The following is an 18,219-nucleotide window of genomic DNA, read 5'->3' as shown; positions in this document are numbered from 1 at the left end:
CCGGTGTCAGCAGCGGAAGGCCGCCCCCGTCTGAGGCGGTGGCGGCGTGACAGGCCGTAGGCATCCGAAGGGCACAAGGCCGCCGGCGCTGATCTGGACAGCAGAGCGATGTGCGTAGTTCACGCAGAACAGCCCCGACGCGTCGCTGCGGCACCGGTTGTCGGCGAAGGTCAGTGACTGGCCCTCGGCCAACTGTGGGCCGACGCCCTTGACGAACGGGCCGGGATCCCCGTGCAGGGATCCGATCTGCACGCTCGTCCCCGGATAGTCGATCCACCCGGCCTTCCACATGCCCTCCCCGTCGGCGGGGCGCGGTGATGGGGACTCGAGCTCGACGAGGCACGTCAGCGCGCCGCCGTTGTAGGTCGAATCGGTCATGCACTGTGTCGTGTCATTGGACGCGCCCGACGGGGCGGTGAACGCGATGTCGTCGCCCAGCTGTGTCGTGACCCCGTCGCGAAACGCCACATGGTGGGCACCCGGATCGGCGGGCGTGCCCGCCTCGATCCAGGCGATGACCTGTTCGATCTCTGCGCTCCGGCCGGGCGCCTGACCGGCGGCTCCCGGCGCTGGAGCGGTGCCCGTCGTGGTCGTCGGAGCGCTGCTCAGCGGCGCCGACGGGGATGGGCTCGATGGTTCGGCATCTCCGCCCACCGACTGAGAACAGGCCGCAACCAGCGCAGTGGCCGCTATCAGGCCTGCAATTCGCATTCCGCCAGGCTAGCGGCCCGACACGCACATGCCGGCCAGGCGGGCGGGCGAGAGTTCGCTACCGTCGAGAGAATGCACCAGCAAACCGTCCGGGTGAAGATCGCCTCGGGCACGATCGAGGGCTTCACGCGGGACGGCGTGAACAGGTGGCGGTCGATTCCCTACGCCAAGGCACCGGTGGGACCGTTGCGCTACCGGGCACCCCAGCCGGTACAGCCGTGGCCGGGAGTCCGGTACTGCCACGGGTTCGGCCATTGCGCACCCCAGCAGCGGATGTACACCCTCCTCGCGCCCGGGAAGTACCAGCCGATGAGCGAGGACTGCCTCACGCTCAACGTCGTCCAACCGGAAGAACCGCAGCAGGACCCGCTTCCCGTGATGGTGTTCATCCACGGCGGTGGCTACATGTTGGGCAGCTCGGCGACACCGATCTACGACGGTGCGTCCCTGGCTCGCAGGGGCTGCGTCTACGTTTCGGTCAACTACCGTCTCGGGGCCCTGGGATGCCTGGAGCTGTCCTCGCTGTCCACCCCCGAGATCACCATCGACGACAATCTGTTCCTGCGCGATCTTGTGATGGCACTGCGCTGGGTCCGGGAGAACATCGCGGTCTTCGGCGGTGATCCGGACAATGTGACGATCTTCGGTGAGAGTGCCGGCGCCCATGCCGTGGCCACCCTGCTCGCCACTCCGGCAGCCAAAGGCCTTTTTGCCCAAGCGATCTCAGAGAGCCCGCCCACCGGAATGGTCCGCAGCGCCGACGTGGCCGCGGAGTACGCCACCAGGTTCGCCCGACAACTCGACGCGAGCGAGCAGGACGCCGCGCACACACTCCTGGCGGCGCGACCCGCGGATCTGGTGAACGCTCTCGAGCGGCTCATCATCGAAGGGCAGCGGGATATGCTGGGCGCATTCGCGATCGGGCCCACGTCCCAGACCGACTATCTGCCAATGGATCCCGTCGACGCGATGCGCAGCGGCAAGGCGCATCCGGTGCCGCTCATCGTGGGGACCAACGCCGATGAGGGCCGGCTGTTCACGCGCTTCCTCAAGCTGCTTCCCACCAACGAACCGGCCATCGAACGCCTGCTGGCGCACGCCGATCCCGCCGACCGCGAGCGGATCACCGCCGCCTATCCCGGCTACCCGGCGGCTGCGGCATGCGTGCGGCTCGGGGCGGACTTCATCTTCGGTTCGGCCGTCTGGCAGATCGCCCAGGCCCACAGCAGGCATGCGCCGACCCACGTCTACCGCTTCGACTTCGCGACCAGGGCACTGCAGATCGCGGGCATGGGCGCCACCCACGCCACCGAGTTGCTGGCGGTTTTCGACGTCTACCGCTCCCGGTTCGGGATGCTGCTGACCGCAGGGGTGGACTCGAGGGCCGCGCGCAAGGTCAGCGACGATGTCCAGTCCCGTTGGCTGGCGTTCGCCGACGGCGGCGTACCCGGCGCGGACTGGCCGCAGTACACCAGCGACGAGCGTGCGGTGATGGTCTTGGACCGGCGGCGTCGGGTGGAGTTCGACCCGCACTCCCATCGGCGACTGGCGTGGGAAGGGTTCTCTCTGGCCTCCCGGTGAGGCCGTCGAACTTGCGGAATAATCGTGCCGTCCGGCCGTGGATGTGGTTGCGTTAGGACGTGTCGCAGCCCGATGATTCGCAGTCCGTCGACTTCCCCCTCGACCCGCTCAGTGCCGACGAGTTCCGAGCGGTTGCTGCGATGCTGCAGCGTGAGTACGGCGTCCGCGCCGCCCCCTCGTCAGGCGCCGATCTGGGTTGGCGTTATGCGTCGATCGAACTCATCGAACCCTCCAAGGCGGAATTGGCCGCGTTCGAGGGCGGGGGGGCCAGGCCACCCCGCCGCGCAGAGGCCATCTGCTTCAACCGCACCGACAACGCCACCTACAAGAGCGTGCTGTCGCTGACCGACGACCGCGTCGAAGCCTTCGAGCACATCCCCGGAGTGCAGGCGAACTTCACCGTCGACGAGTTCCTCGAGTGTGATCAACTGCTGAGGTCACATCCAGACGTCCTCGCAGCGTTGCGCAGTCGTGGAATCACCGACATCGACATGGTGTTCTTCGACACCTGGACCTACGGCGATGCTGTCGCGCCACCGGAGTTTCGGGACCGCCGCATCGGCTGGTCGGACAGTTGGGTGAAGGCGGCACCTGGAGCCAACCCCTATGCCCGACTGGTCAGCGGCCTGCACTGCGTCGTCGACGTGAACGCGATGGAGTTGTTGCGAATCGAGGACGGTGGCCCGTTCGCCACGGGGGAGGCGACGGTTCCCGAGGTGATGGGGGAGTACGTTCCCGGCCACATCCCCGAGCGGATTCGCGCGGCGACTGATCGCGAACCCCTCAAACCTCTGCACATCACCCAACCCGATGGTCCCTCGTTCACCGTCGAGGGCAACCTGGTGCGCTGGCAGAACTGGTCGCTGCGTGTCGGGTTCAACCATCGCGAAGGCATGACGCTGCACTCGGTGCGCTACCGCGACGGCGACCGCGACCGGTCGATCGCGCACCGGATGTCGTTCGCGGAGATGATCGTTCCCTACCGCGACCCGTCACCGGACCACTACCGGCGCACCGCCTTCGACATCGGAGAGTGGGGGTTGGGGTTCATGACGACCTCCCTGGCGTTGGGCTGCGACTGTCTGGGGGAGATCCGCTATCTCGACGCGGTCCTGCACAACAGCAAGGGTGAGCCGTACACCATCACCAATGCCATCTGCATTCACGAGGAAGACAACGCCGTGCTGTGGAAGCACGTCGACCACGACATCGGCGCCGAGGTGCGCAGGATGCGTCGCCTCACGCTGTCGTTCCACGTCACCGTCGCCAACTACGAATACCTGGTCTATTGGCGGCTCTACCAGGACGGCAACATCGAGTGTGAGGTCCGTGCGACGGGCATCATGGTGACCACTCCGCTGCCTGCGGGCGCGCCCAACCCCAACGGCACCCTGGTCGACGAACGCACCTACGCGCCGTTCCATCAGCACTTCCTCGTCGCCCGGCTGGACATGGACATCGACGGCAGCGACAACACCGTGGTCATGTCCGAGTCCTATGCCGAGCCGATCGGCCCCGACAACCCGCACGGGCTGTCGCTGGTGGTGGCCAACACTCCGTTGCGCACCGAGGGCGAGGCCAAGCAGGACGTGAACTTCGCGACACAGCGGGCCTGGAAGGTGGTCAACCCCAATGTGGTGACCGGCATCGGCGCCCATCCGGCGTACAAGCTCGTCCCCAGTGGTGCCATCCCGCCGATGTTCGAACCCGGCTCGCCGGTGCTCGAACGCGCCAGTGTCATCGGCCACACACTCTGGGTCACTCCGAATGAGCCCGACGAGCGTTGGCCTGCAGGGGAATTCGTCAACCAGTCATCCCGGGACACCGGGTTGGCGCGGTGGACGTCTGCCGACCGCGCGATCGAGAACACCGATGTCGTGATGTGGTACGTGTTCGGAATCCACCACATCACCAGGCCAGAGGACTGGCCGGTGATGCCCGTCGATGTGGTGTCGTTCTGGCTCAAACCGTTCGGGTTCTTCGACCGCAACCCTGCACTGGACGTGATGGGCGCACCGCCGGACGCCTGCCACACCCCGAGCACCAGCGCTCACCACTGACCCCATCCCCAGCGGTGCGGCTGCGGACGACACGCGGTCCCGACCGAGGATTCTTCGCACGCCCACGGCACGATGGAGCCGTGGTGGTCAGATCGATCGTGTTGTTCGTCCTCGCCGCGCTCCTCGAAATCGGTGGCGCCTGGCTGGTGTGGCAGGGGGTGCGCGAGCACCGTGGGTGGTTGTGGATGGGCGCAGGGGTGATCGCGCTGGGCGCCTACGGGTTCGTCGCGGCCTTCCAGCCGGATGCGAACTTCGGCCGGGTACTGGCGGCCTACGGCGGAGTGTTCATCGCCGGGTCGCTGATCTGGGGCGTGGTGGCGGACGGTTTCCGGCCCGACCGCTGGGACGTCCTGGGCGCTGCGATCTCGCTGATCGGCGTGGCGCTGATCATGTACGGCCCGCGGTGATCCTCAGACCAGTTGGGAACTGTCGTCTTCGAGATCGTCGCGACTCAGTCCCATCGGCGAGCCCGCAGGGATGTCGCCGCCGGCGACCGTCAGCCTGGTGATCGGTGTGAGCGCGCGGAACAGGGTCTCGACCTCGCTGTCGTCCAGCACGTCGAGCGTGGGCAGTGCAAGGGCGTCGGTGGAGTCCTCGATGTGTTGCTTGAGCGCGCGGCCGCTGGGGGTGAGTTCGCCGGCAGCGTCGAGCAGTCCGCGTCGCTCCAGGGCTTCGCGGTGTGACTCCCACTGCTCGTCGTCGTAGTCGCGACTGCGCTTGATCATCTCCTCGGGAACCCGACCCGCCGCGGCGTGGAGGACATTGCACTCCCGTCCGGACACGCCTTCTGCGGTGAGCACTGCGACGTGACCGTCACCGCGGTGCTCTCTCAGCAGGGTGGCCGCATGCCAGAGCCGAGCCAGGGGTTCGTCCGGCCAGCCCAGGGACCGGTTGGCGGCGTAGACAGGGCGGCCGCCGATGTCGCTGTGCGCCGCGGCTTTCGCAGCCAGATCGGCCGCATCGGCGGCCCCGTCGTCGGTCACCCCGTACCGGCGCAACGCCGCCACGGCCGACCGCTGCCGGGCCTGCAGGGCTTCGTCCGGTGCGGCGATGTCCCATGCTGCAGGAAGTGCTTTGGCCACCCGGTGTGGAGCGAAGTTGTAGAACGCCGCCGTGACGACCTCCGCGGGCACCACCCCGAAGGGCGCCGAGCGAGCCGCGAAGTACCCCATCCAGAACCCGCGATAACCCAGACCGTCGAGTTCGGATCTGGCTTCGGGGGCGAAGTACGTGACGGCGTGGACCGGTTCGATGCGATCGAACAGGCGACGGGCCAGGATGGGTTCTCTGTCCACTCCGGCAGTCAATCATGCGTGACGCCGAGATCGCCCGGGGGACAGGATCGACCGCTGCTAGGACTGCGGGGCTTCCTCGGCAACGGCCGAGGCCGCTTCGTCGATGATGGCCCGCATCGCCTTCTCCGCGGCGGACTCGTCCTTCATCCGAATGGCCCGCGCGACCTCGTCGTGGAGTTCGATGGCTACGGGATTCGGTGTTTCGGGCATCATTCCGTGGTGGGTACGGCCGCTGAGGACCTCCGACACCACGCCGTTGAGCGCGCGGAACATCTCGTTGCCGCTCGCCTCCAGAAGGGTCCGGTGGAAGATCTTGTCGGCGAGCAGATACGCCTCGAGGTCTCCCGAGCGGCCGTGCACGACCATGTCCGACACCGCGGCGGCCATGGTCCGACACTGGTGCGGGTCGGCGCGCCGGGCCGCCAGCGCGGCGGCAGCCGGCTCGAATCCCTTGCGGAGTTCGGATAGGGACAGCAGTTGAACTGCGCGGTCTCCGGATTCCAGCCGCCAGCGAATCAGCCTGGGGTCGAACACATTCCATTTGTGGGACGGCTGGATGGTGATGCCCACCCGCCGGCGGGACTCGATCATGCCCATCGACTCGAGCACCCGAATCGCTTCGCGGGCGACACTGCGCGACATTTTGTGCTCAGCGCTGACACTGTCGAGTGTGATGACCTGCCCAGGTGGGTAGACCCCGGACACGATGGCGGTGCCCAGTGCGGTCAGCAGGCTGTTGTGCAAAGCGCTGCCGTGAGGTTCCGGATGCACGCTTACATGTTGTCATAGCGTTTGCTGCGCGAAATAAGACAGATGATTTCGTGATCTGCTTGCAATAATCTGACTTTTGCGGCACTCTGTGTGATGTCAGACACAATAGAGTAGGTGGTGAAAGTGGCGTCACCCATCGTGGTCATGGGAGTCTCCGGCTCAGGAAAGTCAACCGTGGGCGCAGCCCTCGCGCAGCGGTTGCGGGTCCCGTTCGCCGATGCCGACGACTTCCACCCGCCGGCCAACATCGAGAAGATGACGGCTGGGCACGCGCTCAACGACGACGACCGATATCCGTGGCTCGAAGCGATCGGCCACTGGCTCGCCGAAAGGTGCGTCGACGGAGGAGTGATGAGCTGCTCGGCACTCAAGCGTGCCTATCGGGAGCAACTGCGCCGTCACTGCCCGGAAGTCGAGTTTCTCCACCTCGAGGGGACACCCGAGGTCATCGGGCGACGGCAGGCCAGCCGCCCCGGGCATTTCATGCCCGCATCCCTGCTCGTCTCGCAGTTCGAGACCCTCGAACCGCTGGGGGATGACGAGCGCGGTGTGCGCATCGACGTCGACCAGAGCATCGATGCCATCGTGGCTGCCTACGTCGAGGGCTGATCACTACGTCGAGGGCTGATCAGCCTTTGACCACCTGGGTGCCGCCGGCGAGTTCGTCGTGTTTGCCCTGCTTGGTCGGGCTGCCGTTGATCGTCACCGCGATCAGGACGATGGCTACGACACCGAGCAGGCCGCCGATGATCGGGATGATCGGCAACAGAGTCCACGAGTTGCGGATCGCAGACTGCTTGACGTCCGGCTTCGCCGCTCCCGCCGGGCCGCGAACGCTCAGGCCGAGCAGCTTCTTACCGGGCGTCCAACCCTGCGACACCTCGAACGCCACGTAGTACGCGAAGGACAGCACGCCGGTGAACAAGCCGGTGACCATGATGTTGTCCGCCGTGCCCATCGCGAACACGATGATGCCCCCGACGATGCCGACGATCAGACCGTCGATGATGCGTGCGGCGAACCGCAGGCCGAGACCGCCTGGTTGGAAGCCTCCGCCGGGCGGCGGATACGAACCCGGATACCCGTACTGACCGGGCTGATGCGGAGGTGGGGGTGGGTAATCGCTCGTCATGGTGGGTCCGCTCTCTGTGCGAAGTCGGCGATGCGACCTCACCGTACCGAGCGGCCCGCCGTCGCGGGGGTGATATCAGCGGCAACCAGCGAAACCCCGCCGGGGTTCAGCGCCGGCGGTGCTTCTTCTTGACCTCGGTCTCCGCGGTGTCTGCGAGAGCGGCGGCGCGTTCACGTGCCAACTCGGCGCGATCGCGGGCCAACTCGGCCCACTCGGCGCTGCGACCGCGGGCGGCGTCGGCCAGTTCGGGGGCGCGTTCGCGGGCGACCTCGGCCAGCTCGGCGCCGCGGCCACGTGCGACCTCGGCCAACTCAACGCCACGCCCGCGGGCGACCTCGGCCAGCTCGCCGCCGCGTTCGCGAGCGACCTCGGCCAACTCGCCGCCGCGTTCGCGGGCGACCTCGGCCAATTCACCGCCGCGCTCGCGGGCCACGTGCGCCAGCTTGCTGCCACGTTCCGCACCGACATGCAGCCCGTGGCCCACTTTCTCGGCAAGCGGGCTGTCGGCCAGCGAACCGCCGGCGGCAGCTCCGACCGGCAGTGCGGAGGTGACCGCGGCCGACACCTTGCGCGCTGCGCGCCGTCCACGCCAACCGAGCGAAGGTTTGCCCTCGGTGTCCAGCGCAGCGATGATCAAGCCGCCGATCAAGCTGACGTCGGTGACGAACGCGCGTCGTTCGTCGGCCTTGCGCTGCGGGTCGACCTCGTTCCAGAAAGCGTGTCCGCCAAGTGAACCCGGCACCACGCTCAGCGCGAGGGCCGCGGACGCGACGCGGGGCAGTTTGCCTGTGGCGAGCAGCAGTCCGCCACCGATCTGTACGGCGGCGTTGACCCGTGCCACCGTCTCGGCATTCGACGGAACATTGGTGCCCACCGGGTCGGGCAGCTTGCTGAGTCCCTCGAGGGTGTGGCGGGTCGCGTCGGCCGCCGGTTTCGGGCTTCGCAGGGCATCCACCCCGCGCGAGATGAAGACTGCGGACAGCATGGGGCGCGCAACGCGTCGGATCAACATGGCGCCAGTGTTCCCCGAGTGATCACGCCGCAAACCCGGCATATCGCGGCGACGTGACGCCGTCGTCGAACTGCCTAGGCGCCGGGCCGCCGGCGATCGAGGGGACCTCCCCGGACGCCCTCGTCACCGGCGGGCAGCTTCCGGGCGGGGCCACCGCGGGCGGCGCAATTCTTCGACCCGCGATGGGCGCATGTGGTCGAGGATCGCGCGCAGCGGCGGCCAGTCGGTGCGACCGCGCCGCGTCACGGCATATGCGGTCAGAATCACCTCGGGTTCCCGCAGGGGCAGCACCGTGACACCGGGGCCGGTGGGCCGACCCAGGGGCAGGAGGCCGACCCCGAAACCCGCGACGATGAGGTCCTCGACCAGGTCGAGGCTGTCGATCTGATGCGCGATCGTCGGGGTGAAACCCGCCAGCGATGCCAGCGTACGAACGGCCTTCTCGTCAGCAGTGTTGCGCGAGTTGACGATCCAGGTCGAATCGGCGAACGCGGTGATGTCGCTGCCCGGGTGCGCGGCTCCGGCCGGGACACCGAGTCCCCACCCGATCGACCACAGGGGTACCGCCTCGAGGGCGGCGCTCGGAGACGCCGGCGCCAGGTTGTAGTCGTAGGTGAGTGCGAGGTCCAGGTCGTCACCGCTGAGGAGGGTGAACGCCTCGATCGGTTCGTACTCGCTGATGATGAGATGCACGGCCGGATGCCGTGCCTCGAGTTCGGCGACGATCGGCAGCAGCGACACCCGGATCCCGGTGGCGAACCCGCCGATGCGCACCGTGCCCGCAGGTTCGGCGTCCGGGTCCAGAGCCAGGCGTGCGCTGTCGACGGCAGCCAGGATCGTGACGGCGTGATCGGCGAGTCGCAGCCCTGCCGGGGTGAGCCGTACGCGACGGCCTTCGGGCTCGATCAACGCGGAGCCGGTCTCGCGGGCCAGCGCCGCGATCTGCTGGGAGACCGTCGAGGTGGTGAGGTGATGTGCTTCGGCCACTGCCCGCATCGAGCCGAGTCGGGAGAGCGCCAGCAGCAGTTCCAGCCGTCGAGTGTCCACCTGTGGATTCTGCCCACAAGTGCGCCGGTAGGTTCGCGACATGACCGACCTCGCTGTCACCAAGGCCGACGGCGTCGCGTTGCTGACCCTCAACCGGCCCGAGCGGCGCAACGCCTATACCTCGACGATGGGTGACGAACTCGGCCGTGCCTACCGGCGATGTGACGACGACGACGAGATCCGCGCGATCGTCCTCACCGGGGCGGGCGAGGCGTTCTGTGTCGGCGCGGACTTCGCCGCATCGGCGAACCCGTTCGAAAAAGACTCCGACGGAGCCGGTTTCACGGCGTCACCGATCAATCCTGCTGCCTTCGAACTGCGGACGCCGGTCATCGCGGCGGTGAACGGACACGCAATCGGCATCGGGTTGACGATGGCGCTGCAGGCCGACATCCGGATCATGGCCACCGACGCCAGATACGCGGTCGCACAGGTCCGCCGCGGTGTCATCGGTGATTGCATGTCGCACTGGACACTGCCCCATCTGGTCGGCGGCACAGTGGCCGCGGACCTGCTGCTGACAGGGCGGACCTTCGACGGCGCCGAAGCGGCCACGATGGGCATCGCCACCCGGGCGGTGCCGGCATCCGACGTGCTGGATCAGGCGATGGCGGTCGCACGCGACATCGCTGTCAACGTGGCGCCGATGTCGGCAGCGCTGAGCAAGAGACTGCTGTGGGACACCATGGCGAAGGGGTATCAGCCGCGCGACGTGGCGCGCCTCGAGACCGAACTGCACGAACGGGTGATGGGTACGCCCGATGCCCGCGAGGGGGTGACGGCGTTTCTGGAGCGGCGGGCACCGCGATGGACGCTGTCGGTGTCTCGGGAGTGGGCGTCACTGCCTGACATTCGGTCGGATTGACCGGACCCCAGAATCGTTGGCTGCGGACATACCGTTCGGTGATTCCGAACGGTATGTCCGCAGAAATCACGTGGACCTGAACGGTCCTGGTCCCGTTCAATGCAGGGGTGACCACCGACCAGGCCCGCACCGGCGCCTTCATGGCGCTGGGATCCATGGTGTGCGTGCAATTCGGCCTCGCGATCGCCGTCTCGCTGATCGACGACATTGGTGTCGAGGGTGCGGCGTGGCTGAGGCTCGCGTGGGCGGGGGTCCTGCTGCTGGTCATCGTGCGTCCGCGCCGGGCGGCCTTCACCCGCAACAGCTTTCTGATGTGCGTGCTCCTGGGCGTCGTCACCGCGGCGATCACCCTGCTGTTCATGGCCGCGCTGGACCGCATACCGCTGGGCACCGCTAGTGCGCTGGAATTTCTCGGTCCTCTGGGTGTGGCCGTCGCCCGCGGCCGCGGCCAGGCACGCTTCCTGTGGCCCGGTGTGGCGGCGATCGGGGTTCTGCTGCTGACCCAGCCGTGGAGCGGCACCGTCGACCTCGTGGGTGTCGGGTACGCGCTCGCCGCCGCTGTGTGCTGGGCGGGTTACATCCTGCTGACCCAGCGGGTGGGTGACGAGGTTGCGGGGATCAACGGTCTGGCTGTGTCGATGCCCGTCGCCGGACTGGTGGCGACACTCACCGTCGGCCCCGCCGTCTTCGACCGGATGTCTCCGGAGATCCTGTTGATCGGAGTCGGCCTGGCGATTCTGCTGCCGGTGGTGCCCTTCGCGCTGGAACTGCTGGCGCTTCGGCGGCTCACCGCGGCTGCCTTCGGCACCCTGATGAGTCTCGAACCGGCATTGGCGATGGTGATCGGGCTGACCGTGCTCGGCCAGGTTCCGAGCGCCCTGGCGGTCGTCGGCATCGTCTTCGTGGTCGCGGCCGGTGTCGGCGCGGCGCGCACCGGCGCCAGGACCGTCGTGCCGCTCGAAGTCAGCTGAACCCGAACGTCGCTAGCCTGGTCTCCATGCCCCGTGGAATCTTCAACTCGCCCGTCGTCGGTGTCGTCAACTCCGGTGCGGAGCGGTTGATCGACGCGCCCGTGATCGGTCGATTCGTGCGCCGCAGCATGGTGCTGATCCGCTACACCGGGAGGCGTTCAGGCAAGTTGTTCGAGACGCCGGTCAACTACCGGCGGTCGGACGGCGGAGTGATCATCCGGGTCATGACGCCTGACTCGAAGACCTGGTGGCGCAATTTCACCGGCGACGGCGGGCCCATCACCCTGGTCGATTTCGACGGCGCCGACCGCGAGGCACACGCCGTGGCCCACCGTGATGAGCGCGGACGGGTGAAGGTGACGGTCAGCGGGGTGTAGCGAGCAGCTCAGCCCTGGAACTTCTTGCGCCGCCACAAGGTTCCCAATGCCAGCAGAAGCAGACTCACCACCAGGATCGCAGTCGCCAGCACGTTGATCTGCGGTGGCACCGCGGCCTTGACCGCCGCATTGACGTACAGCGGATAGGTCACGGCCGGGCCGCTGACGAAGTAGGTGATGATGAAGTCGTCGAGCGACAACGCGAACGACAGCATCGCGGCGGCGACGATGCCGGGCACGATCAGTGGCAGCGTGACCTTGAAGAACGTCCGCGCCGGGCCGGCGCCCAGGTCCAGCGATGCGTCCTCGAGCGTCCAATCGAAACCACGGACCCGGGCGCGCACGGTCATCGCGATGAAGCTGACCTCGAAAGCGATGTGCGCGATCAGGATGGTGGTGTAACCGGCGGGCCAGCTCAGGTCCAGGAACAGGGTCAGCAACGCCGCGCCCATCACGACTTCAGGCGCCGTCAGCGGCAGGATCAGGAATGTGTCGACCGCACGCTGCCCGCGCCATCGCTGGCGCACCAGCGCGATCGCCACCAGGGTGCCGAGCACCAGGGCAACCGCGGTGGACACCGCGGCCACGTTGAGGCTGAGTTGCAGCGCCTCGGTCAGCGGCGGGTACTTGAACGGATCGGCCCAGTTCTCGAATGTGAAACCCTGCCAGGTGTAGTTGAACCTGCCGACGGGCTTGTTGAACGAGAACAAGATGATCACGAAGATCGGCAGGAACAGATACACCAGTACCAGCGCGGCGACGATGCGCAACAGCAGATCACCCCAATTGCGCCGGGATCTGACCTTTTTGGCCGGGGGCGGCTGCTCGGCCGCGGTGGCGATGGCGGCACCTGCTTGAGTCGTCATACGAGGTCCTCGGTGCCGAGCGCGCGGGCGTAGAGAAGTACCCCGGCGAGAATGGTGAGCATCAACCCGAGGCTGAGCGCGGCGGCTGCGGGGTAGTCCTTGACGACGAGGAACTGTTTCTGGATAACGTTGCCGATCATCGTCGTCTGCGTACTGCCGAGGTAGTCGGCGTTGATGAAGTCACCCACGGACGGGATGAACACCAGCAGGCTGCCCGCGAGGACGCCGGGCAGCGCCAGCGGCAGGATCACTTTCCGAAAGCTCCGTGGAGCGGTGGAGTACAGATCCTTGGACGCCTCGAGCAGTCGCGGATCGATCTTCTCCAGGCTGACGTACAGCGGCAGGATCATGAAGATGATCCAGTTGTAGGTCAGGCCGCCGATCACCGCCCAACTCGTGGACAGCAGCCGCCCCTCGTCGGGTAGCAGGCCGACGGTACCCAGTGCGGTCACCACCCAGCCCTCGTCGGCGAGGATGGTTTTCCACGCGATCGTGCGGATCAGGAACGTCACGAAGAACGGCAGGATCACCAGACCGAGGATCAGGTTCTTGAAGCGTCCAGCTTTGAACGCGATGACATAAGCCAGCGGGAAGGCCAGCAACAGACACAACACCGTGGCGGCGAACGCGTAGCCGAACGACCGGATGATCTGTTCCTGGTAAAGGACGACCGCGTCGGTGAAGTTGCCGAAGTCCCAGGCGAACGTCAACGTCGGCATGAACACCGACCCGCCCGTCTCCGACAACGACGTCCGCGCCAGCGAGAAGAACGGCACCACGAAGAAGATCCCGAGGTACGCGAGTGCCGGCAGGACCATCAGGTACGGGGCGATTTTGCTCCGTTGCCGACTGCTGGTGGCGACACCGGCCATGTCTCAGCCGCCGGTGACGGCGGCGTACGCGGTGTTGTACTCCTGCGTCTGCTCGTCGGTCAGTGCCGCCCAACCCTTCGACCTCGCAAGGACATCCGCGGGCGGGTTGATCAGCGGGTTGTTGGCCGCCTCCGGATCGATCTTCGCCAGTTCCTCCGTCATGTCCGAGAGCACCGGCACGTACTGCACGTACGCCACCAGCTTCGCGTAGTTCGCCCTGTCGTAGACGTAGTTGATCCACGCCTCGGCGGCCTTCTGGTTCTGCGTCGTGTACGGGATCACCATGGTGTCGACGAACGTGGTTGCGCCTGACTCGGGAACGATGAACTGCAGGTCCGGGTTGTCGGCCTGGAGCTGCACTACGTCACCCGAATAGGCCTGTGCCACAGCGATATTGCCCGCAGCGAGGTCGTCGGCGTAGTCGTTGCCGGTGAAGCGGCGGATCTGGCCCATGTCGTTCTGCTCACGGACCAGGTCGATGGCCTGCTGCACACTCTCGGTGGTCGGATCCTCCGGCGAGTTGCCCTGCGACATCATGATCATGCCGAGGCCGTCCTGCGCATCGGAGAACAGGCTGACCCGACCGCGGAAGGCGGGATCCCAGAGGTCGTCGATCGTCGAGATGTCGCGCCCGGTGGCGGCGCGGTTGTAGGCGAGACCGACCAGACCCGACATGTACGGCGCGCTGAACACCCGTCCGGGATCGACGCTGGCCTCGAGAAGGTCGGGGCGGATGTTCTTCTTGTTCGGCACACCCTCGTCGCTGATGTCGTTGAGCCAGCCGAGTTGGTGCAGACGCACCGCGAGGAAGGACGTCGGGATCGCCAGATCCGCACCGATGTCCTGTTTGCGTGACAGCGGCTCCCTGACCTTGGCGAACCACTGCTCGTTGTCGTTGAGGTCTTCCTTGTAGTCGACCGTGATCCCGGACGCCGTCTGGAACTCGGCGATGAAGCCGTCGGCCATGTACAGCGGCCAGTTCGAGATGCGCAGCGTCCCGCTGGCGGGACCGCCGTCATCGGTGGGGGCACTCGAGGTGCCGCTGTCGGATCCGCAGGCGGCCAGGAACGACGAGCCGAGCGTCAGGCCGGCCGCGGCCGCGGCACTGCCTCCGATGAAGCGGCGCCGGGACGTCCGGTTCCCGGTCAGTCGGGCCATCAGCTGACGGTCGATGGGGGAGGGAAGATCACGGGACATGGCGACTGTGCCTTTCGTCGGCTCCAGAGATGGGGGGATCGGGCTCGGCAATCGGTGAGACGTCAGGAGTCGTCGAGCATCTCCTCGAGATCTTCGGTGGTCGGGATGTCGGCGCCGGGCAGGACCAGCGATGCGTCGGGGGCCCAGCTCACGAAGACCTCGTCTCCGGGTCGCAGCATCGGCAGATCCTGCTCGGGTCCCACGTGCGCGATGATCGTCGAGTCGTCCGGCGCCGCGAGCGACAGTCGCACGACCGGCCCCTGGAAGGTCAGGTCGGACACCGTTGCGCGGACGCCCGCCACGTCGCCGGTCGGGGAGTCCATGGTCACCCGCACGCGTTCCGGGCGCACCATCAGCGTGGCCTGGCCGCCGGGTTCGATCGTGGTGTCGCCCGGCCGTGCTTTCAGCGTCGATCCGAGGACATCGACCTCGACGAACTCGCGGTTGGCCCGGCCGGTCTGGCGGCCTGCCCACAGGTTGGCCTGGCCGATGAAGCTCGCGACGAACACGGTGGCGGGGCGGTCGTAGATCTCAGTGGGGCTACCGATCTGGTCGACGTTGCCTGCGTTCATGACCGCGATGCGGTCGCTCATCGTGAGCGCTTCCTCCTGGTCGTGGGTCACGTAGATGAACGTGATCCCGACCTCGCGCTGAATCCGCTTGAGTTCGAACTGCATGGCGTGACGCAGTTTCAGATCCAGCGCCCCCAGCGGTTCGTCCAGCAGCAGTGCGCTGGGGTAGTTCACCAGCGCCCGCGCCAAGGCCACCCGCTGCTGCTGGCCGCCGGACAGTTGGGCTGGCCTGCGCTCGGCGAAATCGCTCAGTCGCACGATCTCGAGCAGGTCGTCGACGCGTTTGCGGACCTCTTGCTTGTCCTTCTTGGCGCTGCGCGGGCCGTAGGCGACGTTGTCCCACACGGACATGTGCGGGAACAGTGCATAGTGCTGGAACACGGTGTTGACGTTGCGCTTGTTCGGGGGTGTCCGCGAGACGTCCGCGCCCTCGAGGCGGATGGCACCCTCGGTCGGAGTCTCGAACCCCGCGATCATCCGAAGCGTGGTCGTCTTGCCGCATCCCGACGGGCCGAGCATCGAGAAGAACTCGCCCTGCGCGATGGAGAAGTCCGCATCGGCAACCGCGACGTAGTCGCCGAAGCGCTTGGTGACATGGTCGATCTCGATCACGGGACCGCCCTTGGCGCGGGTGGTCTCGGATCCCGCCGTGTGGTCTACAGCGGTGGTGTGTGTGCCGGTCAGAGCAGGTCCTCCTCAGGAGCAGCCGTCAGGGGCTGTGGATAAACCTTCGCGGATAGCGCGGCCCTTCGCAAGCGATTCCGCAACGAATTTACATATCCACAATGGAATCCCGCACTCATTTCGGCCGAAAACGTAGGAATCAGCGCAGCGCAGTGCATGGGGAGTTGGCCGACGCAGACGTCCGTCGGCACTGTGATCTTGACCGCTCCAGTCTCGCAGTGATGGTCAGGCGATGCGCCGGAATGGCCCCGCTGATCGCGTAGCCGTTTACCCGGGCGTTGATCTGGGGTAGGGAGGACGGATGGCATCGGTCGACGTGGCGGTAACTTCTGAGCTCAGTCCGGAACACGCCTGGGAGCTGGCCTCGGATCTGCGGCGCTTCGGGGAGTGGCTCACGATTTTCGGCGGCTGGAAGAGCGAGGTGCCTTCGGTCATCGACGTCGACACCCAGGTGGCGTCGTTGATCAAGGTCAAGGGGTTTCGCAACGTCATCAACTGGCGGGTGACCCGCTACGACGAGCCGAAGGAGATCGAGCTTGTCGGTACCGGCCGCGGCGGGGTGCAGATCACGCTGACGATGCAGGTCGAACCCGCTGCGGGCGGCAAGGACGAGTCCAGGTTCCGGGTGCTGGCCGAACTGTCGGGCGGATTGCTCAACACCCCGATAGGCGGTGTCGTCGCCAGGGTCATCCAGGGTGACGTCCGCCGCTCGGTGCGCAATCTGGCAGCGCTGCGCTGATTCGTCAGCCCCATTCGTGATTCATCGCGCGTGACTCGAAGCGTGCCTCCGCCGAGTCGACGCGCGAGGTCGGCTGCTTGGACAGCGCGATGAGCACCATCGCCAACGCTGCGGTGGCCGCGCCGCCGAGGAAGATCGCGACGAAGCTGCTCTCGCTCGGGGTGCCCGCCAGGGTGGTGTGGCTCAGCAGCACCGCGACCAACGCGGCGGCGGTGGAGCTTCCCACGGTGCGGGCAATGCCGTTCATGCTCGTCGCAACCCCGGTTTCACCTGCGGCGACCTCGCCAACCACCAGGGTAGGCAGCGCTCCGTAGCCGAGCGCGATGTAGGCGTTGGCCAGGATGCTCGCGGTGATCACCTGCCACGGGGACGTGTGCGCGAACGCGATGAACAGGAAGCCGGCATCCCCGCGAAGGCAGCGACCATCAGTACCGGCCGCGCGCCGAACCGGTCGATGAAGCGGCCGCTGATCAGCGCGACGACAAAACCGGTGAGCGCACCGGGCAGCAGATAGATCACGCTCGCCTCGAGCACGGTCGCCCCGAACCCGTACCCGGCCACGTCGCGGGGGATCTGGACGAACTGCGTCAGGCCGAGGAAGGCGAAATACAGGCCCATGCCCACGAAGATGGTCGCGAGGTTGGTGAACAGCATGGTGCGCCGGGACAACATCCGGATCGAGACCAGCGGCCGGGGGACCCGCTTCTCCCACGCCCACCAACCGATCAGCACGACGACCCCGCCCGCGGCGCAGGCGAGGGTCCGGGGAGAACCCCAACCCCACGAGTTGCCCTGGGTGATGGCGAGCAGGACCGCCGACAGCCCGACGGCCAGACCCACCGCACCGACCCAGTCGATGGTCCCGGTGGTGCTCCGCGGCCGGTCGGGGACCAGAACCACGACGATGGCCAGGACCAGGACCGTGAACGCCGTGGTGAGCCAGAAGACGCGGTGATATCCGGCGTCGCCGCTCATCAGCAGCCCGACCACCACCAGTCCGATGCCACCGCCGAACCCCAGGGTGCCCGACAGCACCGCCATCGCCGACCCCATTCGGTCGGGTCGCAGTTCCTCGCGCAGAATGGCGATGCTGATGGGATACAGCGCAAACGACGCCGCCTGCAGCACCCGGGCGACGATCAACAGCGCCAGCGATGACGTCGTCGCGGCCAGCAGTGAGCCGACCAGCACGACTGCGAGCACCACGAGCAGCACCCGCTTCTTGCGGTGCAGGTCGGCCAGGCGTCCGATCAACGGCGTCGCCGCGGCGGCCGCCAGGAGGTTGGCCGTCACAGCCCAGCTGACCGCGACCATCGACGCGCCGAGCTGGTCGGCGATCACGCCGAGCACGGGGACCACCGCGGTCTGCAGCACCGCGACGGTGAGCACCACCACACTGAGCCCGACGACCAGCAGACGCGGGCGCTTCACCGGCGGATCGACCGGCGCGCCGGACGTTCCGGTGAA

At 67.1% G+C, this 18,219-nt stretch carries 18 protein-coding genes and 1 pseudogene; 8 read left to right on the top strand and 11 right to left on the bottom strand.

The window, feature by feature from the left end:
- Positions 1–6: 6 nt before the first annotated feature.
- Entirely contained in the window at positions 7–711 is a 705-nt protein-coding gene (locus ABDC78_RS15870; protein ID WP_178360180.1) for a hypothetical protein, read from the bottom strand.
- A 72-nt stretch (positions 712–783) separates the two neighbouring features.
- On the opposite strand from ABDC78_RS15870, the gene ABDC78_RS15865 reads away from it, so the two are divergent.
- The 3 genes from ABDC78_RS15865 (at position 784) to ABDC78_RS15855 (ending at position 4,759) form a co-directional block, all read left to right on the top strand.
- Positions 784–2,292 (top strand): carboxylesterase/lipase family protein, encoded by a 1,509-nt coding sequence (locus tag ABDC78_RS15865; protein ID WP_178360181.1) that lies wholly within the window; start codon positions 784–786, stop codon positions 2,290–2,292.
- A 59-nt stretch (positions 2,293–2,351) separates the two neighbouring features.
- Positions 2,352–4,352: a primary-amine oxidase gene (locus ABDC78_RS15860; RefSeq protein WP_178360182.1), complete on the top strand. Its 2,001-nt coding sequence runs from the start codon at positions 2,352–2,354 to the stop codon at positions 4,350–4,352.
- 80 nt (positions 4,353–4,432) lie between these two features.
- Complete coding sequence (locus ABDC78_RS15855; RefSeq protein WP_178360183.1) at positions 4,433–4,759, top strand: YnfA family protein; 327 nt, start codon at positions 4,433–4,435, stop codon at positions 4,757–4,759.
- Positions 4,760–4,762: 3 nt separating this feature from the next.
- Here the strand turns inward: ABDC78_RS15855 and ABDC78_RS15850 are convergent, their stop codons facing one another.
- Together ABDC78_RS15850 and ABDC78_RS15845 are read right to left on the bottom strand one after the other, a co-directional pair.
- Entirely contained in the window at positions 4,763–5,647 is an 885-nt protein-coding gene (locus tag ABDC78_RS15850) for a hypothetical protein (RefSeq protein ID WP_178360184.1), read from the bottom strand.
- A 57-nt stretch (positions 5,648–5,704) separates the two neighbouring features.
- A complete protein-coding gene (locus ABDC78_RS15845; RefSeq protein WP_178360185.1) occupies positions 5,705–6,418 on the bottom strand; it encodes an FCD domain-containing protein in 714 nt (237 codons plus the stop codon).
- Between the two features lie 123 nt (positions 6,419–6,541).
- Between ABDC78_RS15845 and ABDC78_RS15840 the strand changes: the two genes are divergently transcribed.
- Entirely contained in the window at positions 6,542–7,027 is a 486-nt protein-coding gene (locus ABDC78_RS15840; protein ID WP_178360186.1) for a gluconokinase, read from the top strand.
- Between the two features lie 19 nt (positions 7,028–7,046).
- Here the strand turns inward: ABDC78_RS15840 and ABDC78_RS15835 are convergent, their stop codons facing one another.
- The 3 genes from ABDC78_RS15835 to ABDC78_RS15825 all read right to left on the bottom strand — a co-directional run bounded on the left by ABDC78_RS15835 (position 7,047) and on the right by ABDC78_RS15825 (position 9,609).
- The gene (locus ABDC78_RS15835) at positions 7,047–7,550 is read right to left on the bottom strand and encodes an RDD family protein (protein WP_178360187.1); all 504 of its coding nucleotides are present in this window, start codon (positions 7,548–7,550) and stop codon (positions 7,047–7,049) included.
- 106 nt (positions 7,551–7,656) lie between these two features.
- On the bottom strand, positions 7,657–8,562 hold the full coding sequence (locus tag ABDC78_RS15830; RefSeq protein ID WP_178360188.1) for a DoxX family membrane protein: 906 nt from the start codon (positions 8,560–8,562) through the stop codon (positions 7,657–7,659).
- Between the two features lie 123 nt (positions 8,563–8,685).
- Positions 8,686–9,609, bottom strand: a complete 924-nt coding sequence (locus ABDC78_RS15825) for a LysR family transcriptional regulator (RefSeq protein WP_178360189.1) — start codon at positions 9,607–9,609, stop codon at positions 8,686–8,688.
- A 40-nt stretch (positions 9,610–9,649) separates the two neighbouring features.
- On the opposite strand from ABDC78_RS15825, the gene ABDC78_RS15820 reads away from it, so the two are divergent.
- From ABDC78_RS15820 to ABDC78_RS15810, 3 genes are all read left to right on the top strand, one after another.
- The gene (locus tag ABDC78_RS15820; protein WP_178360190.1) at positions 9,650–10,474 is read left to right on the top strand and encodes an enoyl-CoA hydratase-related protein; all 825 of its coding nucleotides are present in this window, start codon (positions 9,650–9,652) and stop codon (positions 10,472–10,474) included.
- Positions 10,475–10,581: 107 nt separating this feature from the next.
- Positions 10,582–11,445: an EamA family transporter gene (locus ABDC78_RS15815; RefSeq protein WP_178360191.1), complete on the top strand. Its 864-nt coding sequence runs from the start codon at positions 10,582–10,584 to the stop codon at positions 11,443–11,445.
- Between the two features lie 26 nt (positions 11,446–11,471).
- The gene (locus ABDC78_RS15810; protein ID WP_178360192.1) at positions 11,472–11,822 is read left to right on the top strand and encodes a nitroreductase/quinone reductase family protein; all 351 of its coding nucleotides are present in this window, start codon (positions 11,472–11,474) and stop codon (positions 11,820–11,822) included.
- 8 nt (positions 11,823–11,830) lie between these two features.
- Here ABDC78_RS15810 and ABDC78_RS15805 read toward each other — a convergent pair whose 3' ends face one another.
- From ABDC78_RS15805 to ABDC78_RS15790, 4 genes are all read right to left on the bottom strand, one after another.
- Positions 11,831–12,688 carry an ABC transporter permease gene (locus ABDC78_RS15805; protein WP_178360193.1) on the bottom strand — a complete coding sequence of 286 codons (858 nt, stop codon included), beginning with the start codon at positions 12,686–12,688 and terminating at the stop codon, positions 11,831–11,833.
- Positions 12,685–13,560, bottom strand: coding sequence for an ABC transporter permease (locus tag ABDC78_RS15800; protein ID WP_178360194.1), 876 nt, complete (start codon positions 13,558–13,560; stop codon positions 12,685–12,687). Before ABDC78_RS15800 ends, ABDC78_RS15805 begins: the two co-directional genes overlap by 4 nt.
- Positions 13,561–13,563: 3 nt before the next feature.
- Positions 13,564–14,757 (bottom strand): spermidine/putrescine ABC transporter substrate-binding protein, encoded by a 1,194-nt coding sequence (locus ABDC78_RS15795; protein WP_178360195.1) that lies wholly within the window; start codon positions 14,755–14,757, stop codon positions 13,564–13,566.
- Positions 14,758–14,819: 62 nt separating this feature from the next.
- The gene (locus ABDC78_RS15790) at positions 14,820–15,941 is read right to left on the bottom strand and encodes an ABC transporter ATP-binding protein (protein ID WP_178360196.1); all 1,122 of its coding nucleotides are present in this window, start codon (positions 15,939–15,941) and stop codon (positions 14,820–14,822) included.
- 373 nt (positions 15,942–16,314) lie between these two features.
- Here ABDC78_RS15790 and ABDC78_RS15785 point away from each other — a divergent pair, with 373 nt between their 5' ends.
- Positions 16,315–16,752, top strand: a complete 438-nt coding sequence (locus tag ABDC78_RS15785; RefSeq protein WP_178360197.1) for an SRPBCC family protein — start codon at positions 16,315–16,317, stop codon at positions 16,750–16,752.
- A 4-nt stretch (positions 16,753–16,756) separates the two neighbouring features.
- On the opposite strand, the pseudogene ABDC78_RS15780 reads toward ABDC78_RS15785, so the two are convergent.
- Positions 16,757–18,183: pseudogene (locus ABDC78_RS15780) on the bottom strand (MFS transporter).
- Positions 18,184–18,219: the final 36 nt, after the last annotated feature.

Origin of the sequence: Mycobacterium sp. DL, assembly GCF_039729195.1 — a bacterium.
Taxonomy (GTDB): Bacteria; Actinomycetota; Actinomycetes; order Mycobacteriales; family Mycobacteriaceae; genus Mycobacterium; species Mycobacterium hippocampi_A.
The sequence above is the reverse complement of the archived record's forward strand: the minus strand, read 5'-3'. Positions and strand labels throughout refer to the sequence as shown.